This is a genomic window from Donghicola sp., from assembly GCF_025210255.1.
Taxonomy (GTDB): Bacteria; Pseudomonadota; Alphaproteobacteria; order Rhodobacterales; family Rhodobacteraceae; genus Donghicola; species Donghicola eburneus.
Map to the genome: position 1 here is coordinate 134,101 of NZ_JAOARZ010000026.1, position 26,099 is coordinate 160,199.

The 26,099-nt window shown below is 57.8% G+C and carries 27 protein-coding genes; 21 read left to right on the forward strand and 6 right to left on the reverse strand.

Annotation, left to right across the window (positions count from 1 at the left end):
• The first annotated feature begins 47 nt into the window (after positions 1–47).
• The 4 genes from N4A58_RS12790 (at position 48) to N4A58_RS12805 (ending at position 6,638) form a co-directional block, all read left to right on the forward strand.
• Complete coding sequence (locus tag N4A58_RS12790; protein ID WP_293710169.1) at positions 48–521, forward strand: hypothetical protein; 474 nt, start codon at positions 48–50, stop codon at positions 519–521.
• Between the two features lie 161 nt (positions 522–682).
• Positions 683–2,065 (forward strand): calcium-binding protein, encoded by a 1,383-nt coding sequence (locus N4A58_RS12795; protein WP_293710171.1) that lies wholly within the window; start codon positions 683–685, stop codon positions 2,063–2,065.
• Positions 2,066–2,212: 147 nt separating this feature from the next.
• Positions 2,213–4,762 (forward strand): calcium-binding protein, encoded by a 2,550-nt coding sequence (locus N4A58_RS12800; protein ID WP_293710173.1) that lies wholly within the window; start codon positions 2,213–2,215, stop codon positions 4,760–4,762.
• A 409-nt stretch (positions 4,763–5,171) separates the two neighbouring features.
• Positions 5,172–6,638 (forward strand): calcium-binding protein, encoded by a 1,467-nt coding sequence (locus N4A58_RS12805; protein ID WP_293710175.1) that lies wholly within the window; start codon positions 5,172–5,174, stop codon positions 6,636–6,638.
• A gap of 41 nt (positions 6,639–6,679) precedes the next feature.
• On the opposite strand, the gene N4A58_RS12810 is transcribed toward N4A58_RS12805, so the two are convergent.
• Positions 6,680–10,102, reverse strand: coding sequence for an AAA family ATPase (locus N4A58_RS12810; protein WP_293710177.1), 3,423 nt, complete (start codon positions 10,100–10,102; stop codon positions 6,680–6,682).
• Positions 10,102–11,334, reverse strand: coding sequence for a DNA repair exonuclease (locus N4A58_RS12815; protein WP_293710179.1), 1,233 nt, complete (start codon positions 11,332–11,334; stop codon positions 10,102–10,104). The genes N4A58_RS12810 and N4A58_RS12815 overlap by 1 nt, the downstream gene beginning before the upstream one ends.
• 327 nt (positions 11,335–11,661) lie before the next feature.
• Between N4A58_RS12815 and N4A58_RS12820 the strand changes: the two genes are divergently transcribed.
• Genes N4A58_RS12820 through N4A58_RS12830 form a run of 3 tightly spaced genes read left to right on the forward strand, consistent with a single transcriptional unit; the run spans position 11,662 to position 13,016 of the window.
• Entirely contained in the window at positions 11,662–11,910 is a 249-nt protein-coding gene (locus N4A58_RS12820; protein WP_293710181.1) for a PepSY domain-containing protein, read from the forward strand.
• 54 nt (positions 11,911–11,964) lie between these two features.
• Positions 11,965–12,498 carry a cytochrome b/b6 domain-containing protein gene (locus N4A58_RS12825; protein WP_293710183.1) on the forward strand — a complete coding sequence of 178 codons (534 nt, stop codon included), beginning with the start codon at positions 11,965–11,967 and terminating at the stop codon, positions 12,496–12,498.
• Between the two features lie 2 nt (positions 12,499–12,500).
• A complete protein-coding gene (locus tag N4A58_RS12830) occupies positions 12,501–13,016 on the forward strand; it encodes a helix-turn-helix transcriptional regulator (protein ID WP_293710185.1) in 516 nt (171 codons plus the stop codon).
• 99 nt (positions 13,017–13,115) lie between these two features.
• Here N4A58_RS12830 and N4A58_RS12835 read toward each other — a convergent pair whose 3' ends face one another.
• A complete protein-coding gene (locus N4A58_RS12835; protein WP_293710187.1) occupies positions 13,116–13,970 on the reverse strand; it encodes a calcium-binding protein in 855 nt (284 codons plus the stop codon).
• Positions 13,971–14,255: 285 nt separating this feature from the next.
• On the opposite strand from N4A58_RS12835, the gene N4A58_RS12840 reads away from it, so the two are divergent.
• Both N4A58_RS12840 and N4A58_RS12845 read left to right on the forward strand, forming a co-directional pair.
• Entirely contained in the window at positions 14,256–14,894 is a 639-nt protein-coding gene (locus N4A58_RS12840) for a TetR/AcrR family transcriptional regulator (protein ID WP_293710188.1), read from the forward strand.
• Positions 14,891–15,886, forward strand: a complete 996-nt coding sequence (locus N4A58_RS12845; RefSeq protein ID WP_293710189.1) for an MDR family oxidoreductase — start codon at positions 14,891–14,893, stop codon at positions 15,884–15,886. Before N4A58_RS12840 ends, N4A58_RS12845 begins: the two co-directional genes overlap by 4 nt.
• Positions 15,887–15,901: 15 nt before the next feature.
• On the opposite strand, the gene N4A58_RS12850 is transcribed toward N4A58_RS12845, so the two are convergent.
• Positions 15,902–16,798, reverse strand: coding sequence for a LysR family transcriptional regulator (locus N4A58_RS12850; protein ID WP_293710190.1), 897 nt, complete (start codon positions 16,796–16,798; stop codon positions 15,902–15,904).
• A gap of 134 nt (positions 16,799–16,932) precedes the next feature.
• Between N4A58_RS12850 and N4A58_RS12855 the strand changes: the two genes are divergently transcribed.
• The 3 genes from N4A58_RS12855 (at position 16,933) to N4A58_RS12865 (ending at position 19,226) form a co-directional block, all read left to right on the forward strand.
• Positions 16,933–17,355, forward strand: coding sequence for a DoxX family protein (locus tag N4A58_RS12855; protein WP_293710192.1), 423 nt, complete (start codon positions 16,933–16,935; stop codon positions 17,353–17,355).
• Positions 17,356–17,418: 63 nt separating this feature from the next.
• A complete protein-coding gene (ygiD, locus tag N4A58_RS12860; RefSeq protein WP_293710194.1) occupies positions 17,419–18,240 on the forward strand; it encodes a 4,5-DOPA dioxygenase extradiol in 822 nt (273 codons plus the stop codon).
• 14 nt (positions 18,241–18,254) lie between these two features.
• A complete protein-coding gene (locus N4A58_RS12865; RefSeq protein ID WP_293710196.1) occupies positions 18,255–19,226 on the forward strand; it encodes a glutathione S-transferase family protein in 972 nt (323 codons plus the stop codon).
• A 53-nt stretch (positions 19,227–19,279) separates the two neighbouring features.
• Here N4A58_RS12865 and N4A58_RS12870 read toward each other — a convergent pair whose 3' ends face one another.
• A complete protein-coding gene (locus N4A58_RS12870) occupies positions 19,280–19,828 on the reverse strand; it encodes an exonuclease domain-containing protein (protein WP_293710198.1) in 549 nt (182 codons plus the stop codon).
• Between the two features lie 144 nt (positions 19,829–19,972).
• On the opposite strand from N4A58_RS12870, the gene N4A58_RS12875 reads away from it, so the two are divergent.
• The 7 genes from N4A58_RS12875 to N4A58_RS12905 all read left to right on the forward strand — a co-directional run bounded on the left by N4A58_RS12875 (position 19,973) and on the right by N4A58_RS12905 (position 23,600).
• Positions 19,973–20,416 carry a rhodanese-like domain-containing protein gene (locus tag N4A58_RS12875; RefSeq protein WP_293710200.1) on the forward strand — a complete coding sequence of 148 codons (444 nt, stop codon included), beginning with the start codon at positions 19,973–19,975 and terminating at the stop codon, positions 20,414–20,416.
• An 84-nt stretch (positions 20,417–20,500) separates the two neighbouring features.
• Positions 20,501–20,782, forward strand: a complete 282-nt coding sequence (locus N4A58_RS12880; protein WP_092464672.1) for a DUF6525 family protein — start codon at positions 20,501–20,503, stop codon at positions 20,780–20,782.
• Positions 20,783–20,898: 116 nt separating this feature from the next.
• A complete protein-coding gene (locus tag N4A58_RS12885; protein ID WP_293710202.1) occupies positions 20,899–21,390 on the forward strand; it encodes a DUF3299 domain-containing protein in 492 nt (163 codons plus the stop codon).
• Between the two features lie 378 nt (positions 21,391–21,768).
• Positions 21,769–21,978, forward strand: a complete 210-nt coding sequence (locus N4A58_RS12890; protein ID WP_293710204.1) for a hypothetical protein — start codon at positions 21,769–21,771, stop codon at positions 21,976–21,978.
• 171 nt (positions 21,979–22,149) lie between these two features.
• Positions 22,150–22,797, forward strand: coding sequence for a MotA/TolQ/ExbB proton channel family protein (locus N4A58_RS12895; RefSeq protein ID WP_293710206.1), 648 nt, complete (start codon positions 22,150–22,152; stop codon positions 22,795–22,797).
• A gap of 1 nt (position 22,798) precedes the next feature.
• The gene (locus tag N4A58_RS12900) at positions 22,799–23,182 is read left to right on the forward strand and encodes a biopolymer transporter ExbD (protein ID WP_293710208.1); all 384 of its coding nucleotides are present in this window, start codon (positions 22,799–22,801) and stop codon (positions 23,180–23,182) included.
• Positions 23,183–23,186: 4 nt separating this feature from the next.
• Complete coding sequence (locus N4A58_RS12905) at positions 23,187–23,600, forward strand: biopolymer transporter ExbD (protein WP_293710210.1); 414 nt, start codon at positions 23,187–23,189, stop codon at positions 23,598–23,600.
• Between the two features lie 6 nt (positions 23,601–23,606).
• Here the strand turns inward: N4A58_RS12905 and ybaK are convergent, their stop codons facing one another.
• Positions 23,607–24,074, reverse strand: a complete 468-nt coding sequence (gene ybaK, locus N4A58_RS12910) for a Cys-tRNA(Pro) deacylase (protein WP_293710212.1) — start codon at positions 24,072–24,074, stop codon at positions 23,607–23,609.
• Positions 24,075–24,227: 153 nt separating this feature from the next.
• Here ybaK and N4A58_RS12915 point away from each other — a divergent pair, with 153 nt between their 5' ends.
• Positions 24,228–25,628: a dihydrolipoyl dehydrogenase gene (locus tag N4A58_RS12915; protein ID WP_293710214.1), complete on the forward strand. Its 1,401-nt coding sequence runs from the start codon at positions 24,228–24,230 to the stop codon at positions 25,626–25,628.
• A gap of 76 nt (positions 25,629–25,704) precedes the next feature.
• Entirely contained in the window at positions 25,705–26,058 is a 354-nt protein-coding gene (locus N4A58_RS12920; RefSeq protein WP_293710216.1) for a hypothetical protein, read from the forward strand.
• Positions 26,059–26,099 lie beyond the last annotated feature (41 nt).

The window sequence follows — 26,099 nt, forward strand, 5'->3', positions numbered from 1 at the left end:
ACTTGTTAGTTTCGTTTCATAAAATGAACGACCAAGGCGTATTAGTCATGACAGTCCCTCCGCACAGAGACGCACTTGTCTCCCGCTTACAGCAGGAGTTGACGACGTTTGCGCTTGTTCGCGAAGTGTCATCGCAGGATGCCGCCAAAGCGCGTGTGCTGCACAACTGGACCTTTGTGTACAAGCCGAACGTACATGTCGAAGTTTGCGGTACAGCAGGCCAACATGTTGGGCACTGCGATGATTTCGTCATAACGGGTCGAGTCGTGCAGGTGGACATCGACGAAAAGGTCGTGGTCACCACGACGGGTCTCTATCGGCTAGAGCAAAGGCCAGCGAGCGACCGCGCGGCGCGAGACCGCTGCTCAATCAAGGTGGAGCTTTATAAGGTCAAGGAAATGCTCGATGAATACCGAGAGGATCTGAAAACCGTACGGCGTTATCTGTCCGAGATGTTGTCAGAAGACAGCATTCCGGGCGAAGGCGAAAGTTTGCGTGCACTGAAGCATGCCTTGCACTGAACCAGAAACAGTGGTGGCAGAGCTGCCACAATCAGTAAGATCAACGAAAAAGTAAGATTTACGATACTCTGCGTTTTCACATCCCTGTGATAGTTTTCTGACCGAAGGTTAATAGGGCCCGCTCGGCCCAGACGATCACAGTGAAAACGCAGGAACATTGAATGACGACTTTTACAACGAAGGCTTACGGTTGGTTCGAGAACGAGAGCGTTGATCCGACGGACATCTCTGAAGCGCAGATTTACGAGGTAGGCTTTGTCGGGACGAACGACCTGCAGATGTCCTACGAATACACGTACGAAGATGAAGATTGGCCTTTCGTAGAGATCAGCATCGAGCAAGGCCAGCTTTACAATGTGGTGATCGACGGTGAAATCTATTCGCTGCTCGAGGCGTATTCGACCTTCGCCACAGTTTCTTTGGAAAACGGCGATACAATCGATTTCGCGACTGTCCGTTACGGCGATTACGAAAGCGAAAGCTATGTGTTCCTGATCCCGCTGGCGGGCGATTACAGTACTTATTTCAACGAAAACTTCGACCTGGACGCACTTGAAAATGTGAGGTCTTCGGTAGACTTCGAAGACTATCTATTCTCTGGCACATTCGCCGAGGGCGCAACCTTTAGCCTGCTCGATCTGCCCGAAGTCGCGGTGTCGCAGGATGACTATATCGCAGACTTCCCCGGATACGACTATATCGTCAGCGGCGATGGCGATGACGAAATCTACGGCCTGTCGGGCAATGACACGATCAAAAGCGGCGCGGGCGACGATTATCTGGTTCCGGGCCAAGGGCGTGACAAAATTCTCGGCGGCGCGGGCTTCGATCAGGTCAGCTACAATGAAAGTGACGGCGTCACGCAGGGCGTGAAAGTGAACCTCGCCAAAGGGTTTGCGATCGATAACTGGGGCGATCGCGACACCGTCAAACAAGTCGAGGCGGTTCGCGGCTCTTCGCTCGACGACACGCTGATCGGGAACAAACAAAATAACTTTTTCCGCGGTCTAGAGGGCGATGACACCATTAAGGGTGGGAATGGCTCTGACCAAGTGCGTTACGACCGCGACGCGCGCTATGGCGGCGAAGATGGCGTAACAGTCAATCTGGCCAAGGGATTTGCGATTGATGGTTTTGGGGATCGCGACAAGCTGGTCTCAGTCGAACGCGTCTTGGGCAGTGACTACAACGACAAGCTGATCGGCAATAAGGGCAACAACATCCTGAGCGGTTTGGACGGGCGCGATGTAATCCTCGGGGGCTCAGGCGCTGATACCATTGAGGGTGGCGCGGGCAACGACAAGCTCAAGGGCCAAGGCGGAAATGACGTTTTTGTCTTTGATCTGGACTCCGGCCGCGACAAGGTTCTGGGCTTCAAGACTGGCAGCGATGTGTTTGACCTGACCGAAGCGGACATCGCCTTTGACGAACTGAGCTTTGAACAAAGTGGGAAGTTCGTTTTGGTGGAGTTCGAAGGCGTGGACATTCTGGTTCGTGGCTCCAGCCTGTCTGATCTGAATGACGCGGATAACTTTATCTTCTGAGCCTAACCAGTCGCAGGTAACCTTAACGTACTGGCTTTAAAAGAAAAGCGGTGGGAACTGCACGTTCCTGCCGCAAATCGGCACCCATGTTGCCGCGGACTCACCTCAGCCTGATCTGTGGTGGAATGTGGAAAGATTGGGTGCGTCATGGGGGACTTCCTCGTGCACGTCGGCTCTGCCTTTGACGAGGCGGATGACGACGATTTTACTGTCCTGGAGGCTCTGCGAGACGTCGCAGTGGTTCTGGTGGACGGCGCACCTATCACGATATCCTTGACGGGTCCTAACCCCGGCGGATGGCTGGCGGCGTGGAATTTGAGCGCCGACGTTCCGCTACTGCAAAAAATCGAGCTTTCTGGCAGCGGTATGGCAGGTGTCGATCCAGAGATCTGGGTCAATAGTGTTGGTCAAATCCTGCTCTTGGGGATGGGCAGCCAATCTCTCTCTTTGACCGCGCCGACCTCGATCAGCGTCTTGGGGGTTTCTGCCGATCTTTCAGACCTGACCCTGATTAACAGTGGGTCTCTCTATGTTGCGTTGTCCGGCGCATCAGGTGCAGGTGTCTATTCCGCGTCCGACTCTGGTTTGGAATTGCTCGGCGATTTAACACACCCTGATGGCTTGGCGCCGACTTCGCTGGCCTCGTTCGGGGGAACGGTGATCATGGGCGGCGTCGGTGATACGGTTCTGGCGGTGTACAAAGCTCAAGCTGATGGCAGCTTGAATCCAGTGTCCAACCTCGTGGCTGAGGACAATCCTGGTATCGCAGGCTTGGTGCAGCTCGCGACGACAGTTGTCGGGGGAACCCGTTTTGTGATCGCTACGGGCGCTCAGAGCAATTCGGTGAGCGTGTTCAAGCTGGACGGTACGGGAACTTTGCAGGTCACGGATCATCTGAACGATACAAATACATCGCGTCTTGCGTTTGCGCAGGTGCTAGAAGTGGTCGATGTGGGCGATCAAGCTATGGTCATCGTTGGTGGTAGGGATGCGGGCCTCAGCTTCTTTCGTCTCTTGCCGGATGGCACTCTCCTGCACGAGGGGGAAGTGGAGGATACCCTCGAGAGCGCTTTGACAGGTCTGACGGCGCTGTCGGCATACCGAACTGACGATGGGCAGATCGGCGTTATCGCAGGCAGTGCTTCGGAGCAGGGCATCAGCCAGTATCAGAGTTCCAACTCGCTCGATCGTCAGACGATTCATGCAGTAGGGGCAAGCGCTGAAGGCGACGATACCCCTGCAGTTCTTATGGGGAGCTCGGCGAACGATCGTCTGAGAGCTGGTTCTTCGGGGGATATCCTGCGCGATGGCGCCGGCGAAGATACCATGTATGGCGGGCGAGGGGTGGATGTCTTTTCGCTCGTTTCGGACGGCGCCAGAGACGAAATTCGCGATTTTGACATGAAGAATGACCGCCTCGATCTGTCTGGTTGGGCGTTCTACAGAAACCCCGATCAACTAGACATCACGGTGACAGAGACGGGTGCGACAATCTCTTACAGCTTGTTGGACCGGACCGAGACGTTGATCTTGTACAGCACCCATGGCGGGTCGATCCCTTGGTCTCGGATCATGGCCAGCTTGGTGACAGGCCCAACTCGTACACTGCAAAGTTGGGTCGAGCCGCTGGTGGAATTCTACGCTGTCGACGAGCCAACAGACAAAAGCGACCGTATCAAGGGAAAGGATTTTGGCGACTGGCTGAATGGCTTGGACGGTAATGACTGGCTGAGCGGGTTGGGTGGGCATGATCGTCTGTTCGGCGGTGCAGGTGACGATACATTGCTTGGTGGCAGCGGGAATGACGCGTTGAACGGTGGCGCAAACAATGACGTTTTGCGTGGTCATGGCGGCGATGATGTGTTGTCCGGTGGCGCGGGCAAGGACCTATTGGTTGGCGCCAAAGGCGAAGATACATTGGACGGCGGAGGCGGCGGGGACAGGATCCTTGGTGGTGCGGACGCGGATGTTGTGAACGGCGGTGGCGGTAACGACACCATCCGATCTGGCGGCGGTTCTGACCATATTTCCGGCCAGAATGGCAAGGATGTGCTGATCGGGGGAGGCGGAAACGATACCATCATTGCGGGCGGCGGCGCCGATCTTGTCAAAGGCGGCGGTGGTGTGGACCAAATTTCCGGCGGGGGCGGGCGCGATCGCCTGTATGGTGGGGCCGGCTCAGATACGCTGGAAGGCAGCGCGGGCAATGACAGACTCTATGGCAATGGCGGGTCAGATAATTTGGCTGGCGGAGGCGGCAAAGACTTGCTGTCCGGTGGTGCGGGACATGACTGGCTGGATGGCGGGACCTATCCTGATCGCCTGCTTGGTGGTGGAGGGCGCGATACCCTGCTCGGTGCCGAAGGTGGAGATGTCTTAGAGGGCGGCGGTGGGAATGATGCGCTTGATGGGGGCGCAGGCAATGACACCCTGAGCGGTGGCAAGGGACGGGACACTCTGATCGGCGGCGCAGGTCGTGACACATTTGTCTTCGTCGGAGGGCACGACCGGATCGAGGACTTTGATCCAAATTTCGATGAGTTGATGTTGGATCGCGGGCTCCGGGCTGCGCACAAAAACCTAGAGATATCGGAGACGAAAACAGGTTATCTGTTCGACTGGGGCAAAGCGGGGGATTTGCTGATCCTAGGGGATCTGGACCCCGATCAAATTCTGGATGATCTGGGCTGGTACTAGCCCGATTCTCCTGAGTCGCGCACAGCCCTAGCGGGAAAAATCGCGCCAACCGTTCGGGATTTAGAAATAACCGTCACCCTTTGCGATATATTTTTCACGCCACGGCTTAGGGAATTGTTAATGGTGCTGGCGCAACGGTTGACCGGTATCAGCCGTTTGCAAGAATTGGTTTTGAGTGCGGATTGTGGTTTTCGGTTTTATTCAATAAAAACAGTTAATTGATGTGAAACATTTCTGCCTTAGTGCATCGGTATTTCAACGAAGAGAATCCGTTTTGATATCAGGGTTTACGACTCTCTCTTCTTGGTCGCCTACCATGTTTTTTCGTGACTGATTGGCACGGATCAGGCACTTGCCTAGAATGAGGCAAAAATTTCCCCGACATTCCATATTCAAAGCGAGATAGAACGTGGCGACGGATTCATACATTGGCACAGGCGATGCGGACAGCATCAATGGCGGCAGCACCGATGACACGATGATCGGATATGCTGGCGCGGATACCCTTCGGGGCCGAGGCGGCAGCGATACAATCATTGGTGGGTCGGGTAACGACGTCCTGGATGGCGGGACGTTTGACGACACAAACGATGTGCTGGATTACTACGACGAGGGCGGCGAGGGCGCTGTCAATGTCAACACTTCGACAGGATCGGCCACCGACACTTACGGCGACACCGATAGCTTCACGCGGTTCGAGACGATTTACGGCACCGCGCTTGGCGACATCTTTCTGCTAAGCGGCGGAGACGAAGTCACGATCTGGAGCGCCGATGGCGACGACACCATTCGCGCGGGCAACGGTCTTGTGACACTGAACTATTACCGCGACTATTCGCAGGTCGACGGTCGTACTGGCATTGATGTGGACTTGGCGAACGGCACGATCACCGACGGCTTCGGCGATACCGACACGCTGTTCGGCGAGGTCGCCGAAGTGCGCGGCACGATCTACGCAGACGAGATGAAGGCCGGCGATTGGGGGGTGTCCTTTGTGGGTTCTTACGGCACCGACACTCTAATCGGTGGCGATGGGGATGACACTCTGAATGGTGGCAGCGAAAATGACTCCCTCGTCGGGCGCAGCGGCGACGACTACATCGTCGGAGAAGCTGGCGACGACACGATCAAAGGCGGCGGCGGTTCCGACATCATCGGCGGCGGCGAGGGCGAAGACATCATTCGCGGCAGAGCTGGCGGTGACTCCCTGACTGGCGGCAATGGCGACGACCTGATTTATGGCAACGGTGGTAACGACACCATTGGCGGCGGGTCTGGCCACGATACGATCTTTGGCGGGAACGGCGACGACACCGTGAATGGCGATTTCGGCGATGACCTGATCAAAGGGGGCAACGGCAACGATACCCTCATTGGCGGCGGCGACGATGATACAGTCTACGGGCAGCGCGGAAACGATGATCTATTGGGGTCGTCGGGCGATGATGTCATCTATGGCAATGGCGGCAACGACGTGGTCGATGGCGGTTCTGACAATGACAAGGTCTACGGCGGCGCGGGCAATGACAGCGTGATCGGCAACGACGGCGACGACACGCTCTTTGGTGGCAATGGTGACGATTTGGTTAGCGGCGGGCAGGGCGATGATAAATTGCGCGGCGGCAGTGGCGCAGACACCTTCTACTTTGTCGCCGGAGAGGACAGCACGAACCACGACATTGTTGTCGATTTCGAGGATGACATCGACCGCATGGCGATCGAACAGACGCTGATCGGGGACTATTCGCAAAGCGCCTTAAAAGACTACGCCGAACAGGTCGACAATAACGTCGTCTTCACCTTCTCCACGGGGGATACGCTGACGGTGCGCAATATCTTGGTCGATGATCTGATCGACGACTGCGCCTATTTCTGATGGCAATGGGGCGGCCACGGTCGCCCCTTCTTCTTGGTCGGTCAAATGGTGTGAACTGTCACAGCGCCGCCGCACACCTCTTGGGCCAAGTCGACCACATGCTTGTGATGGGTCAGGTAAATCGCCTGTCCGGTCTGTCCGATACGTGCCATCACCTGACAGGCGGATCGCGTACGATCCTCGTCAAAGGTTTCAAAGATATCATCGCAGAAGAATGGCAGGATCTGGCCTTGGGCCGCTAGTTGGTCATAGGCCGCAGCGCGCAGCGCCAGATAGAGCTGGAATCGCGTGCCCTTGGACATGTCTTTAGCCTGTTTTGCCTGCCCTGCAGCGTCATAGGCGATCAGTGTTTCTGACTGGCCAGATGGCACCGTGTCGAGCCGTACATAGGCACCATTTGTGAGGGTGGCAAAGGTGGCTTCGGCAGCCTGCATCATCCCGCTGCGATGGGTGTCGCGGTAGCGGCGGATGGCTTCTTCGGCCAAACGATGCCCGAGCCGCAATTCCAGATGGCGGCGTGCAACCTCTTGAATCTCTAGCTCAATTATTGCCTTTTGTTCGGTCAGAAGCGCAATATCGCTATCGCCCGTGACAGCCTTCAGGGCGTGTTCGGCTCGCCCGCGCTCTGCGCTCGCCGTACTGAGCGCTGTGTCCACTTCATCGATAGCGCGCCCAAGCTGGTCAATCTGATCTGCCAATGTTTCAGTAGTGTGCCCCTTCAGGCATTCGCGGGCTTGCGCGAGATTCTCTACACTGAGTTTATCCGTCAGCGCGTGTTTGCTTCTTGAGAGGGCCTCGCGCTGCTCCAAGACCTTCTCTGTGGTCGCCACGGCGCGGCGCAGGTCCGTGAGACTCTGTGTGTCAATCGACGCTGGGAAAATAGCCGCCAGATCTGCGACGCGGCGCTCAATCTGTGTGAGCTCGGCCCGTGCAGCTGCCTTGTTTTCTTCGAGCTGCCGCATTTGTTCGCTCAATTGTGCAAAGCGCTCCTCGGCTGCTTGGGCTTGGGCTGCAAGAGCTGAAAGAGACTGGTGCAAGGCATCTGCATTTGTTTCTTCAGGCAGCGCATGCTGCGTCGCTAAGTCCTGCAATTTTGCCAGATAGAGCGCCTGATCCTGTGTCATCCCATTGATTTGGCGAGACAACTGCAGACGCTTGATGTCGTTCTCGCGCAGCGACTGTAGGAGGTTGAACCCGTTTTCCAGCGCCTCTGGTGCGATATGACTTGCGAATGAATTTGTGATCAGGTCAAGCCACCGCGCTTCCGCTGTGCTGAGGGCGTCTTGCGCAGCATTCACCGTCGCCTCGCGGTGGCGTATCTCAGCCGTGACGGATCGCATTTCCGCAGCGTGGTTCTGCTTGGCTTCTCGGTCTTTCTGTTGGCTTGCTGCCTTGCGCCGTGCTGTGTCAACCGCGTCGTCTAGGGTTGGAGAAATCAAGGCGGCTGCCTGCGCAATAACTTGAGTCAGCGTCTCTGCGCGGTTCAAAGTGTTTGCATGTTCAGCGCGCACCAATTCCAAAGAGTGCTGAGCTGCGCGGGCAGCTTCTGCCGCTTTGATCCATTTGGGCAGCGAAGCGGGATCTAGGGCCTCTCGTAATCCAGCGTGTTGGCAAACCGTCTCGGCCTCTGCGATCGCGGCATCGTGGTCTGTCTGCGCTTGCGCCAAAGCATTGCCCGTTCCAGTGCGTCGCGCTTTGGCCTCGGCGAGGTCGGCCTCTAGTTGTCGCAATTCCCCCAGATCTCGCGCGTGGCTCAGGCGCCTGTCTGCAGCATCGTCAACCGCTTGCATCGCGGCTGCGAAATCCTGTGCGCTTTGCGCGTTCAAAGCCTGTAGGTGCATGGACCACAGGGTGTCACGCTCTTGCTTCAACGCGCTTGCTGCATCGTCGCCGATGACACCGCCCCCGTCCCTCAGTTGGTCAATTCTTGCAGTTTTCGCGGCGATGTCGCTGTCGTGGTCCGCGGCGGTTTTCTGCAGTTCCGACAAGTCATGGCGCAGGTCGCGAACCCGGTCAGCCAACGCTTCGGCGGCGTCAGAGGCGATCGGGACAGTCGGTGTCGTGTCGAACTGTTGATCCGCAATGGTCAACGCAGCAAGACTCTCAGAATACGTGCGCTGGGCCTGAGCGACGCTGTGGCGCGCTGTTGCATACGCCGTAAGCAAACGATCCGCCCCATATTGCTCTAGCAATGCGGTCCAGTCGGTCGCTTCATCGGATGTTACCGGGGCCTGTGAGTGCAGGGCTCTTTGACGGTCTTGGAGCGCTTGCAAGTCCCCTGTGGTCCCCTCGGCGTGTCGCCGCGCATCGCGCAAAGCGGTCCGAGCACCCTCGATCGTGGTCATCGTGCCTTCGTCGATCAACAGGGCATCCAACCCATCAGGAGTGGCGCCCAACTGCCGCGCGATGGACGTCATTTCCGCTGTGATATCTGCGTGTTCGCTCCGGCGGCGGTCCAGATCGCGCAGAGCCCCTAGATGCCGCGACCGCAACTCTTCGAGCGCTTGAAGCGCGTCGATCAGAGGGAGATGTTCGGGGTGGCGTTCAATCGCTTCCAGATCGACGCGAGCTTTGGCCAGAGCCTGTTCTGCTGTGTCGATCCGAGATGTATGCTTGCTTTGCTCTTCGATCAGGCCGACCAGCTCTTCGGGGTTAATGTCGAGTTGTTCGGGGTAGTCATCCGTGCGAGCCAGCACGGCCGAGAGCCTATCGACCTCTGAAAGCATCGGAAGGGCGCTTGCCAAGGTTTCGGCGTCGGCCCGTGCACTGCGGAGTTTGGCGCGTCGCCCAACCAGATCCTGCTCTTCGCTCTGAGCCGCTTCCAACGCCTGTTTCAGCTTTCGATAGGCACTCGCAGGAACGTCGAGCTCTTTGATCTGCTTGTCGAGCGCCTCGCGTTCTTTCTTCAGAATTGCGAAACGCGTTTTAGAGGCGCGGGCGCGGTGCAGGTCATCCGCTTCGAACTGGACTTGGTCCAGCACGGCGGTCAGGTCGCTAATCCCTGCGGCGGCGGAAAACAGCAGCCGACCGATGTCGCCCTTGCTGCTAGCAATCTCTTCTCCGCCCTTTTCGATCGTCTCATCATCAAGGCAAAGAAGTTTGCGATAATCGGTCTCATCCAATCCACCAAGGATGCCCGCCATCGCGTTTTCAGGCAGGGCTACGCCGCTTTCGTCCGTTAGCGCTCCGTCGCGCTGGGGCAGCCGCGTGAAATGGCGCGTTTGATCACCAATCTCCAAAGTGCCAGAAATGCTCAGGTTCTTGCGTTGGTGCTGAAAGCCGTAGCTGTCTTGATGCGGGAAGCCGTAGAGTAGGCGCAGGAAACCTTCCATCGTGGTGGTTTTTCCGGCTTCGTTCGGGCCGTAGATCACGTGGAAGTCGCCTGACGTTGAGGCGGGGCCGAAGTCATAGCTTTTGCCAGTGAACCGGCCAAAACGATCGAGCGAGAGGTTGCGCAGGCGCATCAGTCTGCCGCCCCCTTCATCCGTGCCAGAATATCGGCGGTGCCCTTTTCGGTGAGCTCGCGCGCGAGGGTGCGCACCGCCTCGGCATTAGGCGCAAAGTCGGGTCGTAGAGCGGGGGGCAGGTCGTTCAGCATGGACTCGACTTCCCCCTCTAGCGACGCGGCAAAGCCGTCCTCTTGGGCGATCTGGGTCATCAGGGTCTGCAATTCACCCGTGGCGGATGTGTCGGGCGCGCTTGTCTCGGCTTTGATGTCGAGGCTGACCTTTTCGACCCACACAGTTCCCGTTTCTAATGCGATGTCCTGAACGGACTGTGTCCAAGTCTCTGCATCGCGGCGGATTTGCCAGTGGCGCGGTGTGGCACCGGTCAGAGTAACGCGCAGAATGGCGGTGTCAGAGGTAAGCTGGTCAGCGAACTCTGATAGGCTTCGACGGAGGAGTGTGCGCAGGTCATCGTCCGACGTGCATCCAGTGCAGTCGACCGAGACTGACGCGAATTCCACAGCTGATGTCGGGATGACGTCGATGGACACCTTGCCATCGTCGATATCGATCAGTGTTGCGGACTGCGGACCCGCCTCGCCAATATCGCGCCCTTGGGGGATGCCGGGTATAACGACCCAAGGGTTTTGGCCGTGGACCTGCCGTTTGTGCACGTGCCCGAGCGCCCAATAGTCAAATCCCATGGTGCCAAGTTCGGCCAAGGAACACGGGGCATAGGGGTCGTGCCCCGACGCGCCCGCCAAAGAGGTATGAAGCATGGCAATGTTCACGGCATCTGGCACGGGCGCGGCGAACTTTGGCAGCAAGCTTTCGGGGGCATGTTTCCCGCTAAAGCTGACACCGTGGACCCAAACCGGACTGTCTGCGATCTGCACTTTGCCCGCGCAGGCGCCAAAGATGTGGACGTTTTCGGGCAGTGCGACTTCGCCAGTGATCGGGTTCTCGGCGTCATGATTGCCCTTGATGTAGAAGACAGGGATCTCGGCCTTCTGCAACCGCTCCATCTGGCCGGACAGAAAGGCTGCAGTCTTGGCGCTGCGCTCGGCCCCGTCATACAGATCGCCGCTGATCAACAGGGCCGAGACCTCGTGTTCCAGCGCTGCGTCCACGATACGAGTCAGCGCCATACGCGTCGCGGCCTGAACGCGCGCTTGCAGAGATTCGTCCCGCAAGGCCAGCGATTTGAGGGGCGAGTCGAGGTGGATGTCGGCGGTGTGCAGGATCTTCATATATGTCTCATGATCTAATTGGAGAGTGGCCCGCAATCGGACCTTCTGCAACCGGATTTCCTGATCGCCCTTGGGCTGTGCTCGTCCCGTCTTGCAGAAGCGTTGTTTCCAGAGTGTTTTCAAGTGTGCCGGCTGAAAATCTTTTAAAAACAGACGTAAACCTCAGGATGATGACCCTGCAACCTGAGATTTAGGGCGTTCTGGTGCAACTTAGCGGCGATAGATTTGGCAGGTCAGGCGGCGCAGTGTCTAAGCCAACGGCACGTCACACACCCTTTCACGGCCGTTTCAACTTCACTGCTTACCTGCCCGAAAAGGATCTCCGATATGTTCAAGAAAACCCTGACCGCCCTCGCTCTTGTCTCTACCGTAGCCACTGCTGCCTTTGCGTCTGATGTCATCCTGAATGACGAGAACACGGCCAAAATCCGCAGCATGCTGACCGAGCAAGGCTACGAGGTCGGCAAGATCAAACTCGAAGACGGCCTGTACGAAGCCTACGCCCGCAAGGATGGCATGAAATACGAGGTGTTCATGAACGGCGCCTTCGAGGTCGTCAAAGTCAAAGAAGACTGATCTGGCGCCGCGGGGGCCATGTGTCCCCGCACCCACCTGCCATAGGAGGACCTCATGCAGAATATAAAAGTCTGGGACCCAGCGGTCCGCCTGTTTCATTGGAGCCTTGTGATCGCGTTCACGGCGAATGCTCTGATCCTTGATGACGATAGCAAGCTGCACCAGTATGTCGGGTATGTTGTCGTTGGCCTTGTTGCCTTTCGTGTGCTCTGGGGCTTTGTCGGGTCGCAATACGCGCGGTTTAGCAGTTTCCCCCCAAGCGTTGCGGGCGCGACCGAGCAATTGTCCGATATGGCCACCGGCCGGACCAAAATTCACGTTGGCCACACGCCACTTGGCGCCTTGATGATCTATAACTTGCTGGGAACGCTGGCGATCATCGGCGCTTCGGGCTATTTGATGACAACCGACATGTTCTGGGGCGTTGAATGGCCCGAGGAAATTCACGAGTTGTCCGTTGCTTGGGCCGAATTTTCGGTCGTGTTGCATATTGCCGCTGTTCTCTTTGAATCCCGCCGGACCAAAGTGAACTTACCGCGGGCCATGATGACAGGCGTCAAAACCGTTCCCGACGCCAAAGGAGGCTGATCGTGCTGTTTTCCATGCGAACGTCGCAAAGCAAGGCTGCAGCTCTATTCGGACTGATGATTGCGCAGATCTTCTGCGCAGTCTTCTTTGTCTTGGATGTGATCGCGGACTACCGCGAAGCGGGAACCGAGGCGGCCTATCACCTGCATCTATACGTGGAAACACTGGCGACCTTCAGTCTAGTCTTTGCGATCGTCTTCGAGGGTAAATTCCTGCTCGCGATGCTGCGGCGGCAAGCCCACTTGGAAGAGAGCCTGAGCAACGCGCGCTCTGCGGTACAAGATATCATGGAAGATCGCTTCTCTGACTGGGGGCTCACTCCGTCCGAGCAGGACATCGCCACTTTCCTGATCAAAGGCTTCAGCACGTCAGAGATCGCCGAACTGAGGGGCAGTGCCGAAGGCACGATCAAGACCCATCTGAATGCGATTTACCGCAAGGCAGGTGTTCGCAACCGTACCGAGGTTCTGAGTTTGCTTCTGGACTGCATTATGGTGACGGACAAACCCGCGACGTAGTGGCTGCGGGGTTTGTGATGTCTCGAATCGTTCGATTTGGGGGCTAACTGCTTGAGGCAGTTGCGTGTGGATTTGGTGATAGCGCTGCTGGCGATCATCTCAGTCCGTGATGTACTGCCAGCGAACGCTCTCTAAATCGGTATCAAGCAACGTAAAGCTGTTGTCCGGGTCATCTGCCAAAGCGTAGACGACATCGTCATTGATCTGTTTGCCACTTGCACTGAACGCAGTAGCCCCGCCGATCGACTTGTCCCCGTACATCAGTGTGTCCACCGCGGAATCGAAATCAGTGATCACGTCGTGGCCGCTGCCGAAGTAAAAAGTATCCATGCCCGCGCCGCCAGTCAGGGTATCGTTCCCCAGTCCGCCATCCAGATAGTCATCGCGCAGCCCTCCAAAGAGCCTGTCTGCCCCGCGTCCTCCATCCAGAACATCTGCGCCCGCGTTGCCTCTGAGCGTGTCTGCGCCTTTTGCGCCGATTAAGGTATCCATGCCTGTGCCGCCGTGGACATCGTCAGCACCGGCCCCCGCCTTGAGCAGATCGCGGCCTTGATCGCCGAACAGAGAGTCGTTCCCCGATCGGGCCTTGATGGTATCGTGGCGCGCGCCGCCGTACATGTGGTCTAATGCGAAAAAGTTGAAAACATCATCGGTCTCTGGGGTACCGGTTAGAAGATCATCTCTGCCTGAACCGTCGAAGAGATAAACAGCCGGTGCTGGCGTGGTGGTGTCAGAAAGTTCGGCCGTCATTGCGTCAGGGAAAATGAGCGTGGCCTCATCATAAATCGGAATATACGCGTCGTTCAGGTAGACGAAATAGAGGGCCTCTGGGCCATTTATGCCCGCGTCCTGTGTGTCTAACAGCATGTCCGAAGTGACCGTCAGAAGGGTCTCGCCAAGGGGCAAAAGAAATACAACCTCTTGGGTCAAAATGACATTGTTCGTGATAGTCATGCCGGTAGTGGAGGGTGTGCTCGAAAGCATAGATTTCAAAGTCATAAGGGGCCTGAAATAGAAAATAAGCAATGATAGTTTTGCAAAAATGAAAGATTAAAGGCTGCATGTCAAGGTTGTGGCAGCAGATTGATCCCGGTGCTCCCTGCAGCCAAAGAGAGAGTGGCTATTGCGTGTGTCTCCGCTACTTTCCGCTCAATATCAGTGCTCCAGAACTTCCGCATTGATTAATAGACGAAACGGTCTAATTAATGGCTTATGAACGCTTCGACACCCGATTCCAACATGCCTCCCGCCCCACGTCGCAGAGGGCGTCCCCGCCGCGATCCAGCGGATGCAGAGGCTCGTAACCAGCTGATCCGTAGCGGGCTCGAGCATTTGACCGAGCGCGGATATTCAGCCATCGGGATTGATGAAATCCTGCGCCATGCCGGTGTGCCGAAGGGCAGTTTCTATCACTACTTCCAAAACAAAGAGGCGTTCGGTCTGGCGCTCATCGCCGCCTATCAAGCCTATTTCGTCGATCTGCTCGAGGGCGCGTTGAGCGATGATAGGCTGCCACATTTGGACCGTCTGCGCCTGTTCGTGCAGCGCGCGACCGACGGAATGGCCCGTCACGATTTTCGCCGCGGCTGTCTGGTGGGCAATCTAGGGCAAGAGATGGCCGCGCTACCCGAGAGCTTTCGCGCCGAGTTGGTTGCTGTGTTTGCGGACTGGCAAAGGCGCACCGCGCGATGCCTCTCGAACGCCAAAGGTGCTGGAGACCTGCCAGCGCAGGCTGACCCAGACGCCTTGGCGCAATTCTTCTGGATCGGATGGGAGGGCGCGATCCTTCGCGCCAAGCTGGAACAGGGACCGGAACCGATCCGCCTGTTCGCCGATCTATTCTTTTCCATGCTCAAAGAGGGGGAGCCGAACCGATGACCCAAGCCGTTGTCATTGATAAAACCGAGGACCAACAAACCGTCACCCTGCGCGATGTCAGCGCCGCTGACTTGCCCGAGGGGGACGTGTTGGTCGACGTGGCCTATTCCACGTTGAACTACAAAGATGCGCTGGCGATCACGGGGGCCTCGCCAGTGGTGCGCAGCTTTCCCATGGTGCCGGGCATCGACTTTGCCGGAGTGGTGCGAGACAGCAGCCATGCGGACTTCAAGGTGGGCGACAAAGTCATCCTGAATGGCTGGGGCGTTGGCGAGAAGCATTGGGGCGGGCTGTCCGGCCAAGCGCGTGTTTCTGGGGATTGGCTGATCCCGCAGCCCGCAGGCATGACTGCGCGGCAGGCGATGGTGATCGGCACCGCAGGCTACACAGCGATGCTGTGTGTGCTGGCGTTGGAAGAGCATGGGGTAACGCCCGACAGCGGCGAGATCGTTGTCACTGGCGCAGCAGGTGGTGTCGGCAGTGTCGCGACCATGCTTCTGGCGGCCAAAGGCTTTCAGGTCGCAGCCGTAACGGGCCGCGCCTCCGAGGCGGACTACCTAAAGAGCCTTGGCGCGAGTTCGATCATCGACCGCGAGGAATTGTCCGGCAAGCCTCGCCCCTTGGCCAAAGAGCGTTGGGCGGGCGCTGTCGATGTGGCGGGCAGTGTCGTGCTGGCCAATGTCATTGCGTCGATGAAGTACGGTGGATGTGTCGCGGCCTGCGGTCTGGCGGCGGGCATGGACCTGCCCACCAGTGTCGCGCCGTTTATTCTGCGTGGGGTCACTTTGGCGGGTGTGGACAGCGTTATGGCGTCCAAAGCCAAGCGCATTGCCGCCTATGATCGTCTGGTCAGCGACCTTGATCTGTCCAAGCTAGATGCGATTGCCACGGAATTGGCCTTGGAAGACGTGATCGAGACTGCTCCAAAGTTTCTGTCTGGCGAGGTGCGCGGTCGCATCGTTGTTCCGGTCAATCCGTCGCTCGACGCCTGAGTGATCAGACGCGGGCTATAAAATGCCCGCGTTCTTGATGTCTTCGACGGCGAAATCAATTAGCGCGCGCACCTTGCGGGGCAGGGTGCGCCCTTCGAGGTAGACGGCGCTGATTGGTCCGCTCTCTACATCGTAGTCCTTTAGCAAGGGGACGAGCCCGCCGCTCTCGATTGCAGACCCGATGGCAAAGCGCGGCGGATAGGCAATGCCCACGCCCTGAAGCGCGAGTTCGACTCCCGCCCGCGCAGAATTGACCTGAAACCGGCCTTGCACAGAGGCTTCGAACGTTTCTGTGCCTTTGGTGAATGTCCATCGCTTGGGTGTCAGGCGGTTAGTATCGATGATGCAGGGCAGCTGGTTCAGGTCCGACGGATGCTGAGGCGTGCCGAAACGCTCCAGAAATGCTGGACTGGCCACGAGCGTGGACCTGAAGGTGCCCAACTTGCGCGTCTTCATGGATTGCATGGCGCTGCGTCCCAAGCGGAAGGCCAGATCGATCCCTTCGCTCGCCAGATCAGAGAACTGGTCGGACAAACGCAGATCAAACATCAGATCAGGGTTTTCCCGCCCGAACCGCTCTAGCATCCCGACCACATAGAGTTCGCCAAACGTCACAGGTGCGGACAAGCGGATGACGCCAGAGAACCCTTTGGATCCTTCGGATACCTCTGCCAGCAGCGCGTCCAGATCGTCTAGCAGGGCAGGGGCGCGGGCCAGTAAATCTGCGCCCGCGGGGGTCAGGCCGACTTTGCGCGTGGTGCGCTGGAACAGCCGGATGCCAAGCCGCGCTTCAAGTTCAGCCACGTATTTCGAGGTCAGTCGGTTCGAAACGCCCAACTGCTCGGCCGCGCCGGTGAAAGAGCCTGTCTGAGCCGTTGCCACAAAGGCGCGCAGTTCGTCGACGATATCCATGATACATTCAGAACAAAATGTGGAAGGTCATTCCATAAAGTCTCCATTTTGTTGAATGCGGTCAATCGCTAAGTTTGGTGTCAGACAACAGATCACGCCACAACACAGTGGTCCCGAACTTTGGAGACAAGATAATGACACCCCAAGCACAAAACGACATTTCCGCCCTGATCCTGCGCCTTGCCAGCGGCGCGCTGTTTCTGGCCCACGGCTGGATGAAGGTCAGCGTTTTCACCATCCCCGGCACCGTCGGCTACTTCGAAAGCCTCGGCCTGCCAGGATTCGTCGCCTATCTGACCATTCTGGCCGAACTTGGTGGTGGTCTGGCGCTGATCCTTGGCGTTGCAACACGCCTTGTGTCGCTGGCCTTGATCCCCGTTCTGCTGGGGGCCGCATGGGTCCATAGCGGCAACGGCTGGACCTTCTCGAACGAAGGCGGCGGTTGGGAATTCCCCGTATTCTGGGCAGTGGCTCAGGTGGTGATCCTGATCAAAGGCGCTGGTGCATATGCTCTGCGCATCCCTGCACTGAACCGGACCTTAGGCCAGTTCGCCTAATCGATTATCTAATGCAAAACGGGTCGCCCCAAGGGCGATCCGCCCCGCCACAGGAGACTGAACATGAGTACCGTCCAAACACTGAGCGCCCTGCGCGACCGACTGAGCCCTTCGGACCGGATGCCTCTGGTCTTTCTGGGGCACGGCAGCCCGATGAATGCGATCGAAGACACCGAGTATAGCCGCGCCTGGACTGCACTGGGCAAGAACCTGCCTCGTCCCAAAGCGATCCTTGTGGTGTCCGCCCACTGGACGACCAAAGGGACCACGCTGGTCGATGTCTCGGCCATGCCTCGCACGCTTCATGATTTCTATGGCTTCCCGCAGGAGCTGTTTGATCAGCAATACAACGCCCACGGCGATCCGGCTTTGGCCCGCGAAGTGACCGCTCTGCTCGGCAGTCACCACGCCCAAGAGGATGACACTTGGGGTCTGGACCACGGCGCCTGGAGCGTGCTGAAGTTCCTGTACCCCAACGCAGATGTGCCGGTCTTTCAGGTTTCGATCGATATGACGCAGGACCTGTCCTACCAGCTGGAAATCGGGCAAATCCTGTCCGAACTGCGGGACCGCGGTGTGCTGATCCTGGGGTCCGGCAACGTGGTGCACAACCTGCGCGCCCTTGATTGGGGCGGTAAACCGCAGGACTTTGCCATCGCGTTCGACAAACTCTTTGCCGAAAAGCTGGAGGATCGGGATTTCAACGCGCTTGCAGACCGCAAGGGTCTGGGCACCCTGCTGCGGATGGCGCACCCAACCGTCGACCATTACCTGCCCGCGCTGACCATTGCGGGCGCGTCCGACACCCGTGACCAACTGACATGGATGACGGACTCGATTGATCTGGGGTCCGTGTCGATGCGGTCCTTTGTATTTCACGCATAATTTCAGAGGCTGACATGCTTGTAGATGGAAAATGGAGTGCGGACTGGCAACCGGTCCAGAAAGCCGATGAAAAGGGCCGTTTCGTCCGTCAGGTCTCGGGCTTTCGCAACTGGATCACTGCGGATGGTAGCGCAGGTCTGACGGGCGAAGGTGGGTTTCCCGCCGAAGCTGGCCGCTACCGCCTGTATGTCGCCTTCATCTGCCCCTGGGCATCGCGGACGCTGATGGCCCGCAAGCTCAAGGGGTTGGAGGATATCATCCCAGTCACAGTCGTGAACCCCACCATGACCGATCAGGGTTGGTCCTTTGGCGGATATGATGGCGCGGATGAAGACCCTCTGTTCGGGTCGGAGTATATTCACCAGATCTACACCCGCGCAGATCCGCACTACACAGGCCGCGCCACGGTGCCAGTCTTGTGGGACACCCAGCGCAACGTGATCGTGAATAACGAGAGCGCCGACATCGTCCGCATGTTCGACACCGCCTTCGAGCACATGGTCCCCTCGGACCTGCGCCTCTACCCCGAGGATCTGGGGGCCGAGATCGACGCTCTGAACGCCCGCATCTACGACAAGCTGAACAACGGCGTCTACAAAGCAGGCTTTGCCAGCAGCCAAGAGGCCTATACCGAGGCGGACGAGGGCGTGTTCGAGATGTTGGACGAGCTCGAGGAGCGTCTGACTGGCGACTTCCTGTTCGGCGATCGCCTGACCGAGACTGACCTGAGGACGTTCGTGACCCTGATCCGGTTTGATGCGGCCTACCACGGATTGTTCAAAACCAACCGTCGCCAGATCGCAGCCTACCCGCGCTTGTCGGCCTACATGGAGCGGATTTTGCGCCTGCCCGGAGTGATCGATACCGTGAATATGGATCACATCACCCGCGGATATTACTCGATCAAGGCGCTGAATCCCAAGCGCATCCGGCCGACTGGACCGGCCCATATTACCAAGCTGCTAGACGACGTTCGCGCAGCCTAAGCTATTTCATCAAGCGTTGCGCCTCCGATCCTGTCGGGGGCGCTTTTTTGTGCCTAGTCCGCGCGGCGACGCTCTGCGTGCAAGACGACTTCGGCGGCGGCGCGGGCGTCTTCCTCGGCATCATGGTGCTCGAAATTGAGCCCGAGATAAGTCTTTAGGTTCCCAAGCCCATGCCCGCCATTGCCCCTGAGTTCTGGCCACGCGCGTCGCGCCACAATCAGGCTATCCATCCACTTCCAATCGGGCGGTGTAATGCCCGCCAACCCGCAAGCGGAGTTTACTGCGCCTTTGTCGAAGTGGCTGTGTTGATACACCGTAAATCCGTTCAACATGCCGCTCAGTAGCGGCAGTATGTCAGAGAAGACTGGTGCTTCGACAACTGTGCGCGCCGTGATCCCATGGATGCGCGTGCACGACCAATCCTCTGTCAACGGATCAATATAGGTCGACCATGTCTCGATGCTGTTGTCAGGGCGGACACCCGCGATGCCGATCTGGCATATGCTGCTGCGCTGGCGGTTGGCTGTCTCGACGTCCAGCGCAAAAAACCGGAACGCTCCTGCCAAAGGAGGTGCCTTGGGTATGGCAGCAGTTAGGTGCATCGGCTTTTGGGTCCTTTCGGCTTTGCTGGTGGCCCAGACATTTCAGAAAACTAGAGTGTCGGAAAGGTCCGAGTGCCTGAAGGCTTGAATAAATTCCAATAATGGAATACGAATGCCAAAATTTGAGATGAAATGGATCAGGCCATGACGAAGATGTTGTTGATCGCCGTACTTTTCCTTGGGGGGGCGACTTATGCCATGATGTCTATGCGCGCGCGAAGCTTGCCCGAGAATGTGAGTCTTGCGCAGCTTTCGGGTGCCGAGTTGGAGAATGATCCAGTTCTGCTTGTCGTCGACATTCGGACGCCGGACGAATGGAGGCAAACGGGCGTGGTTCGTGATGCTCTGCTCGTCACGTACACGGGACCAGAAGCCTTTCTTGAAGCTGTGAATGCGCGTAAACTGCCGCAGCAAAAGATCACGCTGATTTGCCGTTCTGGAAATCGTTCGACTAAGGCGGCGCGCCAGATCGCAGAGATGGTGGAGGGTGACGTCATCGACGTTGCGGGCGGCATGACCCGCGTCCTGCGCGAAGGTTACCGCGCAGTGAAACCGACCAGAGAGATGGGCTGCGTTGTTTGCGACTAAGCGCGTTGGGCGCGTCGGACTATCTCTGGCTTGAAGAATTGGTAATATTATAACATAACTTTCTTGCGTAATGTAGGAGAGCTTATGGCCGCCGTCACGAAGCCCAAAAGAGCAGGAAATCTGGGAGCGACCCAACAGAAGCTGCGCTCCCGATCAACAGATCCGATGCTGGCGTATGACCGCTTACCCCCAGAATTGCGAGCATGGATGGCGGGGGCTGCACTGCCTTGGTCGCCAAAGTCATGCCTCGGAATTTGGCGCCGCGCCTTGCGCGAGGGTGCCTCGCTAGAGCAAGCTTTGCAGAGACTGAACCGAGCAGAGCAATCCGCGTTGCGCCGAGAACGGCCGCCGGCCCGCGTCGCGTGACCATTCTAGTTGTGGTCTAAGGGCTTTCTGAAATGTGAAGCGCGAGATGTTCCAAGCCTTTGTCAAAGGCGATAAGATTAATCCCGAGACTGCGCTGCCGAACAGGGGATATTGACATGCTTCGAACTTTCATGCGGGCGCTCGTCTTTTCTCTTGCGTCCACGAGTGCGCTCAGTGCCGCGCCAAAACAGGTCACTTGGGATGATCTGATCGCGCCCGGTGCGCCGTATTCGGAAATCGTCGGCGATGGGGTAATCGATTTCGAGAATGATAGGTGGAAGCCGGAGTTCGACGAAAACGCAAACCAGATGAACCCTGCCTTGGATGGCACGGACATCCGTATTCCTGGCTACATTTTACCTGTCGAAATTGATGCCGAAGGCGTTCATGGCTTCATCCTTGTTCCTTATGCGGGGGCATGCGTGCACACACCGCCGCCGCCGCCCAATCAGGTAGTCTATGTGACAACAGAGACTCCGTGGCGCGCCGACAGCATGTGGGACGTTGTCTGGGTCGAAGGGGCGATGGCGATCAAGCAGCAGTCAACCGAACTGGCCGAAATTGGGTACGAGCTGACGGCGACTCAGATCGAATTTTTCGACGAATGATCGGTTGACACGTGCAGCAATCATCGGTTTCGCTGCGTTTTTACGCAGCGTCGTGAAAAATTTTCTCATCAGGTAAAATTTTTATCTGCCTTCCACCACCACAGATACCTGCCGGTCTGGAGTGCTTTTATAGGGTGGTGCCATCATGGCGCACTCATGTGCCTCCGAAAACCTTTGGTTTCATTCAAAATTATCGAGATATTCCAAATTCCGCCTCGACGATGGCGAAAGTCGTTGGAATATATAAGAAAAGTTGACGAAGTACCCAAAGATTTAGGGGGTGACGCTTTGTCGGGGTCTGTGGCCCAAAGATAGAATTGCCGTTCATTCCGCGCCAACTATTCTGATTATAGCGAACATCAGTGGGAGGTGGAGAAAGTGCCAATCAACAGACTTTTGAACTCCGACGAGCAGTGGAAACGGTTCTGTGACACGCTCGCGGACAACCTGAAATCGGTAAACGGTAAAGACCGCCGGATGAAGCTGCTCCTTGCGCTGGGCAAGATCGGCGAAACGGAGCGGAATTTGTTCCAACCAGCGGCAAACCCGCAGACCAGAGGAAGTCGTGGGTCCTTCCACGCACATTAAGCGTCGAAACCCAGAAATTGGAAACGTGTGCAGATCATCGCTTGCTTGCCGCAGGCGATGATCTTGCATTTTCGGATAGATGATTTTTTTACTCGGGTTTAAACTTGACAGAATTAGTCGGTCGCTATTACGCCTGCCCAAAATATGATTAAGAAGGTGCACGTGATGGACATGTCTGCAACTCTTTCGACCGAGCGGCTGGCCGAACTGACTGAATTTATTCGCCTTGGTGGGCCTTCTATCTGGGCGTTGGCGTTGCTGTCTGTGCTGACCTTGGCGCTCATCTTATGGAAGGTTTGGCGACTGGTCCTGAGCGGCGCATGGAGCGGTGGCAGCCGGACCGAGCGGGCGCTAAACCTGTGGCAAAGAGGTGCAGAGGCCGAAGCGATTGATCTGCTGACTGGCCGCAAGGGCGTCCGTGCGAAATTGGTGCGAACGGCCATGCTTTCGATGAAACAGGGGCCTGATGCAGAAACCGATGCCCGCGAAGAGACAGAGCGTGTGGCGCGCTTGCTGTTGTCCGATCTGCGCTCTGGGTTGCGACCGCTGGAATTGGTGGCGACGATTGCACCGCTGCTCGGACTGCTGGGTACGGTTCTCGGTATGATCTCGGCCTTTCAGGCCTTGCAAGAAGCGGGCAGCCGCGCGGACCCCGCCATGCTTGCCGGCGGTATTTGGGAGGCGCTGTTGACCACAGCTGCGGGCATGGCAGTTGCGATTCCCGCCTCTGTTGCTCTGACGTGGTTCGAGTCTGTGGCTGATCGCCTGCGGTTGCAGCTCGAGGACGGTGCAACGCGTGTCTTCCTAGCCGCGCACTAAGATGTTCGACTTTGCCCAACCCCGCCGCAAGCGGACCCCCAGTCTGACGCCGATGATCGATGTGGTGTTCTTGCTGTTGGTGTTCTTCATGCTGGCCTCCCGCTTTGGCATCGACATGGAAATCCCGCTGAACTTGGCGGGGCAGGGGGCGGAGCGTGCGTATTTTGGTCCGCCGCGTCTGGTGGACATCACTCCTGAGGGCGTTCGCTTGAACGGTCAGACAACAGACCCAGAGCGTTTGGCCAGCCAGATTGAAGCCCTGACGGAAAGTCCCGAGGACACGATTGTGTTGCGGTCCAAGGATGGCGCGGACGTGCAGGCGGTGGTGGCGGTTATGCAATCCTTGTCCGAGGCAGGTTTTTCTCGGCTCGTGTTGGTGGAGTAGTCAGATGCAGTTCGAAATGCCTGCGCAACGGCCGCGCTCTGAGAGTGTCGTGCCCATGATCAACATTGTCTTTCTTTTGCTAATCTTCTTTCTCATGACGGCGCAGATCGCGCCGCCCGCCCCCTTTGAGGTGACCCCGCCCGAGGCAGAGAACGAGACCCCGGCCGAGGGCACCTTTACGCTGCATATCAGTCCTGAGGGCACGCTCGGGTATGCTGATGCCGAAGGCGACAGCGCGCTAAAGGCTTTGGCGGCGGCGTGTGAAAGCCATTGCCAAGAGGTTGCCTGCGATGAGACGGGCCCCGTGCTGCTTTTACGGGTTGATGGCGCCGCGGACGGCGCTGCGCTGGCCAAGCTGATGGGGCAAATCGGTGAGACTGGGTTTCAGACTGTAAAACTGGTCACCCGCGCGAATTGATTAAGCCTAACCGATCAGGTCCGCGTACTTTGCGTTCAGCTGATCGATCGCCGTCTGGGGCGTGAGCTCGACCATGACGCCACGTTGGCCTCCGTTCAGAATGATCCGCTCGTGATCCAGCGCGCTTGAGTCGAAGGCGGTCGGCACGCGCTTTTTCTGGCCAAAAGGGCTGATCCCGCCCACTCGGAAGCCTGTCAGGCGCTCGGCCTTCGGGACCTCCATCATCTGCGCAGACTTGCCGCCCAATGCGCTCGCTGCACGCTTCATCTTGACTGTCGCGGCAACTGGGATCACCACGCATCCTGGTTTGCCATCCACTTCGAGCATCAAGGTTTTGAATACCCGCGCTGGGTCGGCGCCGATCGCCTCTGCGGCGTGCTCGCCGATTTGATGACCGCCCTCATAATCATAAAGATGCACGTCATAGATGATTTTAGCTTTGTCCAAGGCCTTGGTCGCGGGGGTGGCAGTCATTACGGGCTCCTGCGGCTGACCCGCCGATAAAACGCGAAACCCAAGCGAAGGAAAAGGCGAAATTGAATCATGTATCACAGGGAACTTGTCCCATACCGCACCCGTTGACCTACTGAGATACAAGGGCCGCGCGAGCGACCGGAAAGGTTCCCAATGAGTGTTCTAGAATGTGATGTTGCCATCATCGGTGCTGGTACGGCTGGGCTCGCGGCTGAACGGAATGCACGGCGCCACGGTGCGCACACGATGCTGATTGACCCCTATTTCGCTGGGACCGTTTGCGCGACGGTTGGGTGCATGCCCTCAAAGCTTTTGATTGCGGCGGCCCGCAGCGCCGAACGTGCGCGCCAAGCGGATGAGTTTGGCGTCATGGTCGGTGAGGTGCAGATTGACGGGCCCGCTGTGATGGAGCGTCTGCGCTACCATCGCGACCGGTTCGCGCGTGCGACCCGCAAGAGCTTTGCCGATTTGCCCGATGGGACCTGCATCGAAGGGCGGGCAACATTCACTGGGCCGTCAACGCTGTCCTTGGACAATGGCGACCAGATTGAAGCCAAGGCAATCGTTATTGCAACCGGATCGGCGCCCTCGGTGCCGGAACCCTATCAGGGTCTTGGGGACCGTGTTCTGACCAACCAGACGATCTTTGAGTTAGAGGATTTGCCAGAAAGCCTTGCCGTCATCGGTGGCGGCGTCATTGGTGTGGAGTTGGCGCAAGCGATGGCGCGTCTGGGGGTCCGTGTGCGCCTGTTTGATGCAGACACGCGGCTGGCTCAGGTGCGTCATGATGGGGTGCACGACGCCCTCAAAAGCGCTCTGATGGAGGATTTGGACCTGCACCTCGGCGTGACACCATCGCCAGAAGAGGCGGACGAAGGCATCCGGCTCAGTTGGAACAACCAGTCCGAAGTCTTTGACCGTGTGCTGGTTGCGACGGGCCGACCGCCGAGCATGGATGGATTGAATCTAGAAGTGACGGGCCTGACGTTAGACGACCAAGGCATGCCCAAAATTAACCCGGACACCATGCAGTGCGAGCACAGCGCGATCTTTGTTGCGGGTGACGCGAATGCCGCGCGGCCCGTCTTGCACGAAGCGTCTGACGAGGGCGGCATTGCGGGCTTGAACGCGGCGGCGCATCCTGCTGTGATCGAGTCCGCGCGCTCTGTCGTGTTGACGATGACATTTACCGAACCAGCACTTGTATCCGTCGGGACCGGACCGAACGACGTGGATTTCAGCGCGGTTGCCGATTACTCGAGCCAAGGGCGTGCGACGGTCGAGGGCGAGAACCAAGGTCTGGCGGTGCTCTATGCATCTGCTCCTGACGGGTGTCTTGTAGGCGCCGATTTGTGCTGTCCGGGCGCCGAGCATTTGGGCCATCTAATCGCTTGGGCGGTGACCAAGGAAATGACGGCTCACGACCTGCTGTCGATGCCCATTTATCATCCTACTCTGGAAGAGGGGCTAAAGCCCGCATTGCAGGAAATTTGTAACGCCGCAGAGGTTTCGATCCGCAACGATCGTGACACCGGTGTTCCGTCCGGCGGCTGACTCATCATGCGGCAGGGTGTCGCTCTGCGTCATGTTATCCGATTACCTCGTTGAAATGGCGGTGTTAATTCAAGGTATGGTGTTTTGGTTTATACGATTCCGCGCTTTCGCGCTGACAGCGCTGCTGGCCTTCGGGCTGGTAAGCACTGCGTTTGGCCACCACTTTGCGTCCGCCGATGATCAGGCGCTCGCAAGCTTCTACCGATCTATCGGAGCAGAAGACACTTTGTGTGGGGACGATCTGCTGTCGGGCAAGGCCAAGTGTAATGCCTGCCGCTTGGTGTCAGCTTTTATTTTGGCTGAACCCATTCCTTCGCCAATTGCAACGACCCTGCGGTACGAGCGGCAAGTCTACCTGCCGCGCCTAGAGCGCGCCGCGCTTATGGGGGGCTATGCGCTACCCCAAACAAGAGCACCGCCGCGCGCCTAAGGGCAGCGTGCTACTCCTAGGCCGCGCCAGCGCTGCTGCGT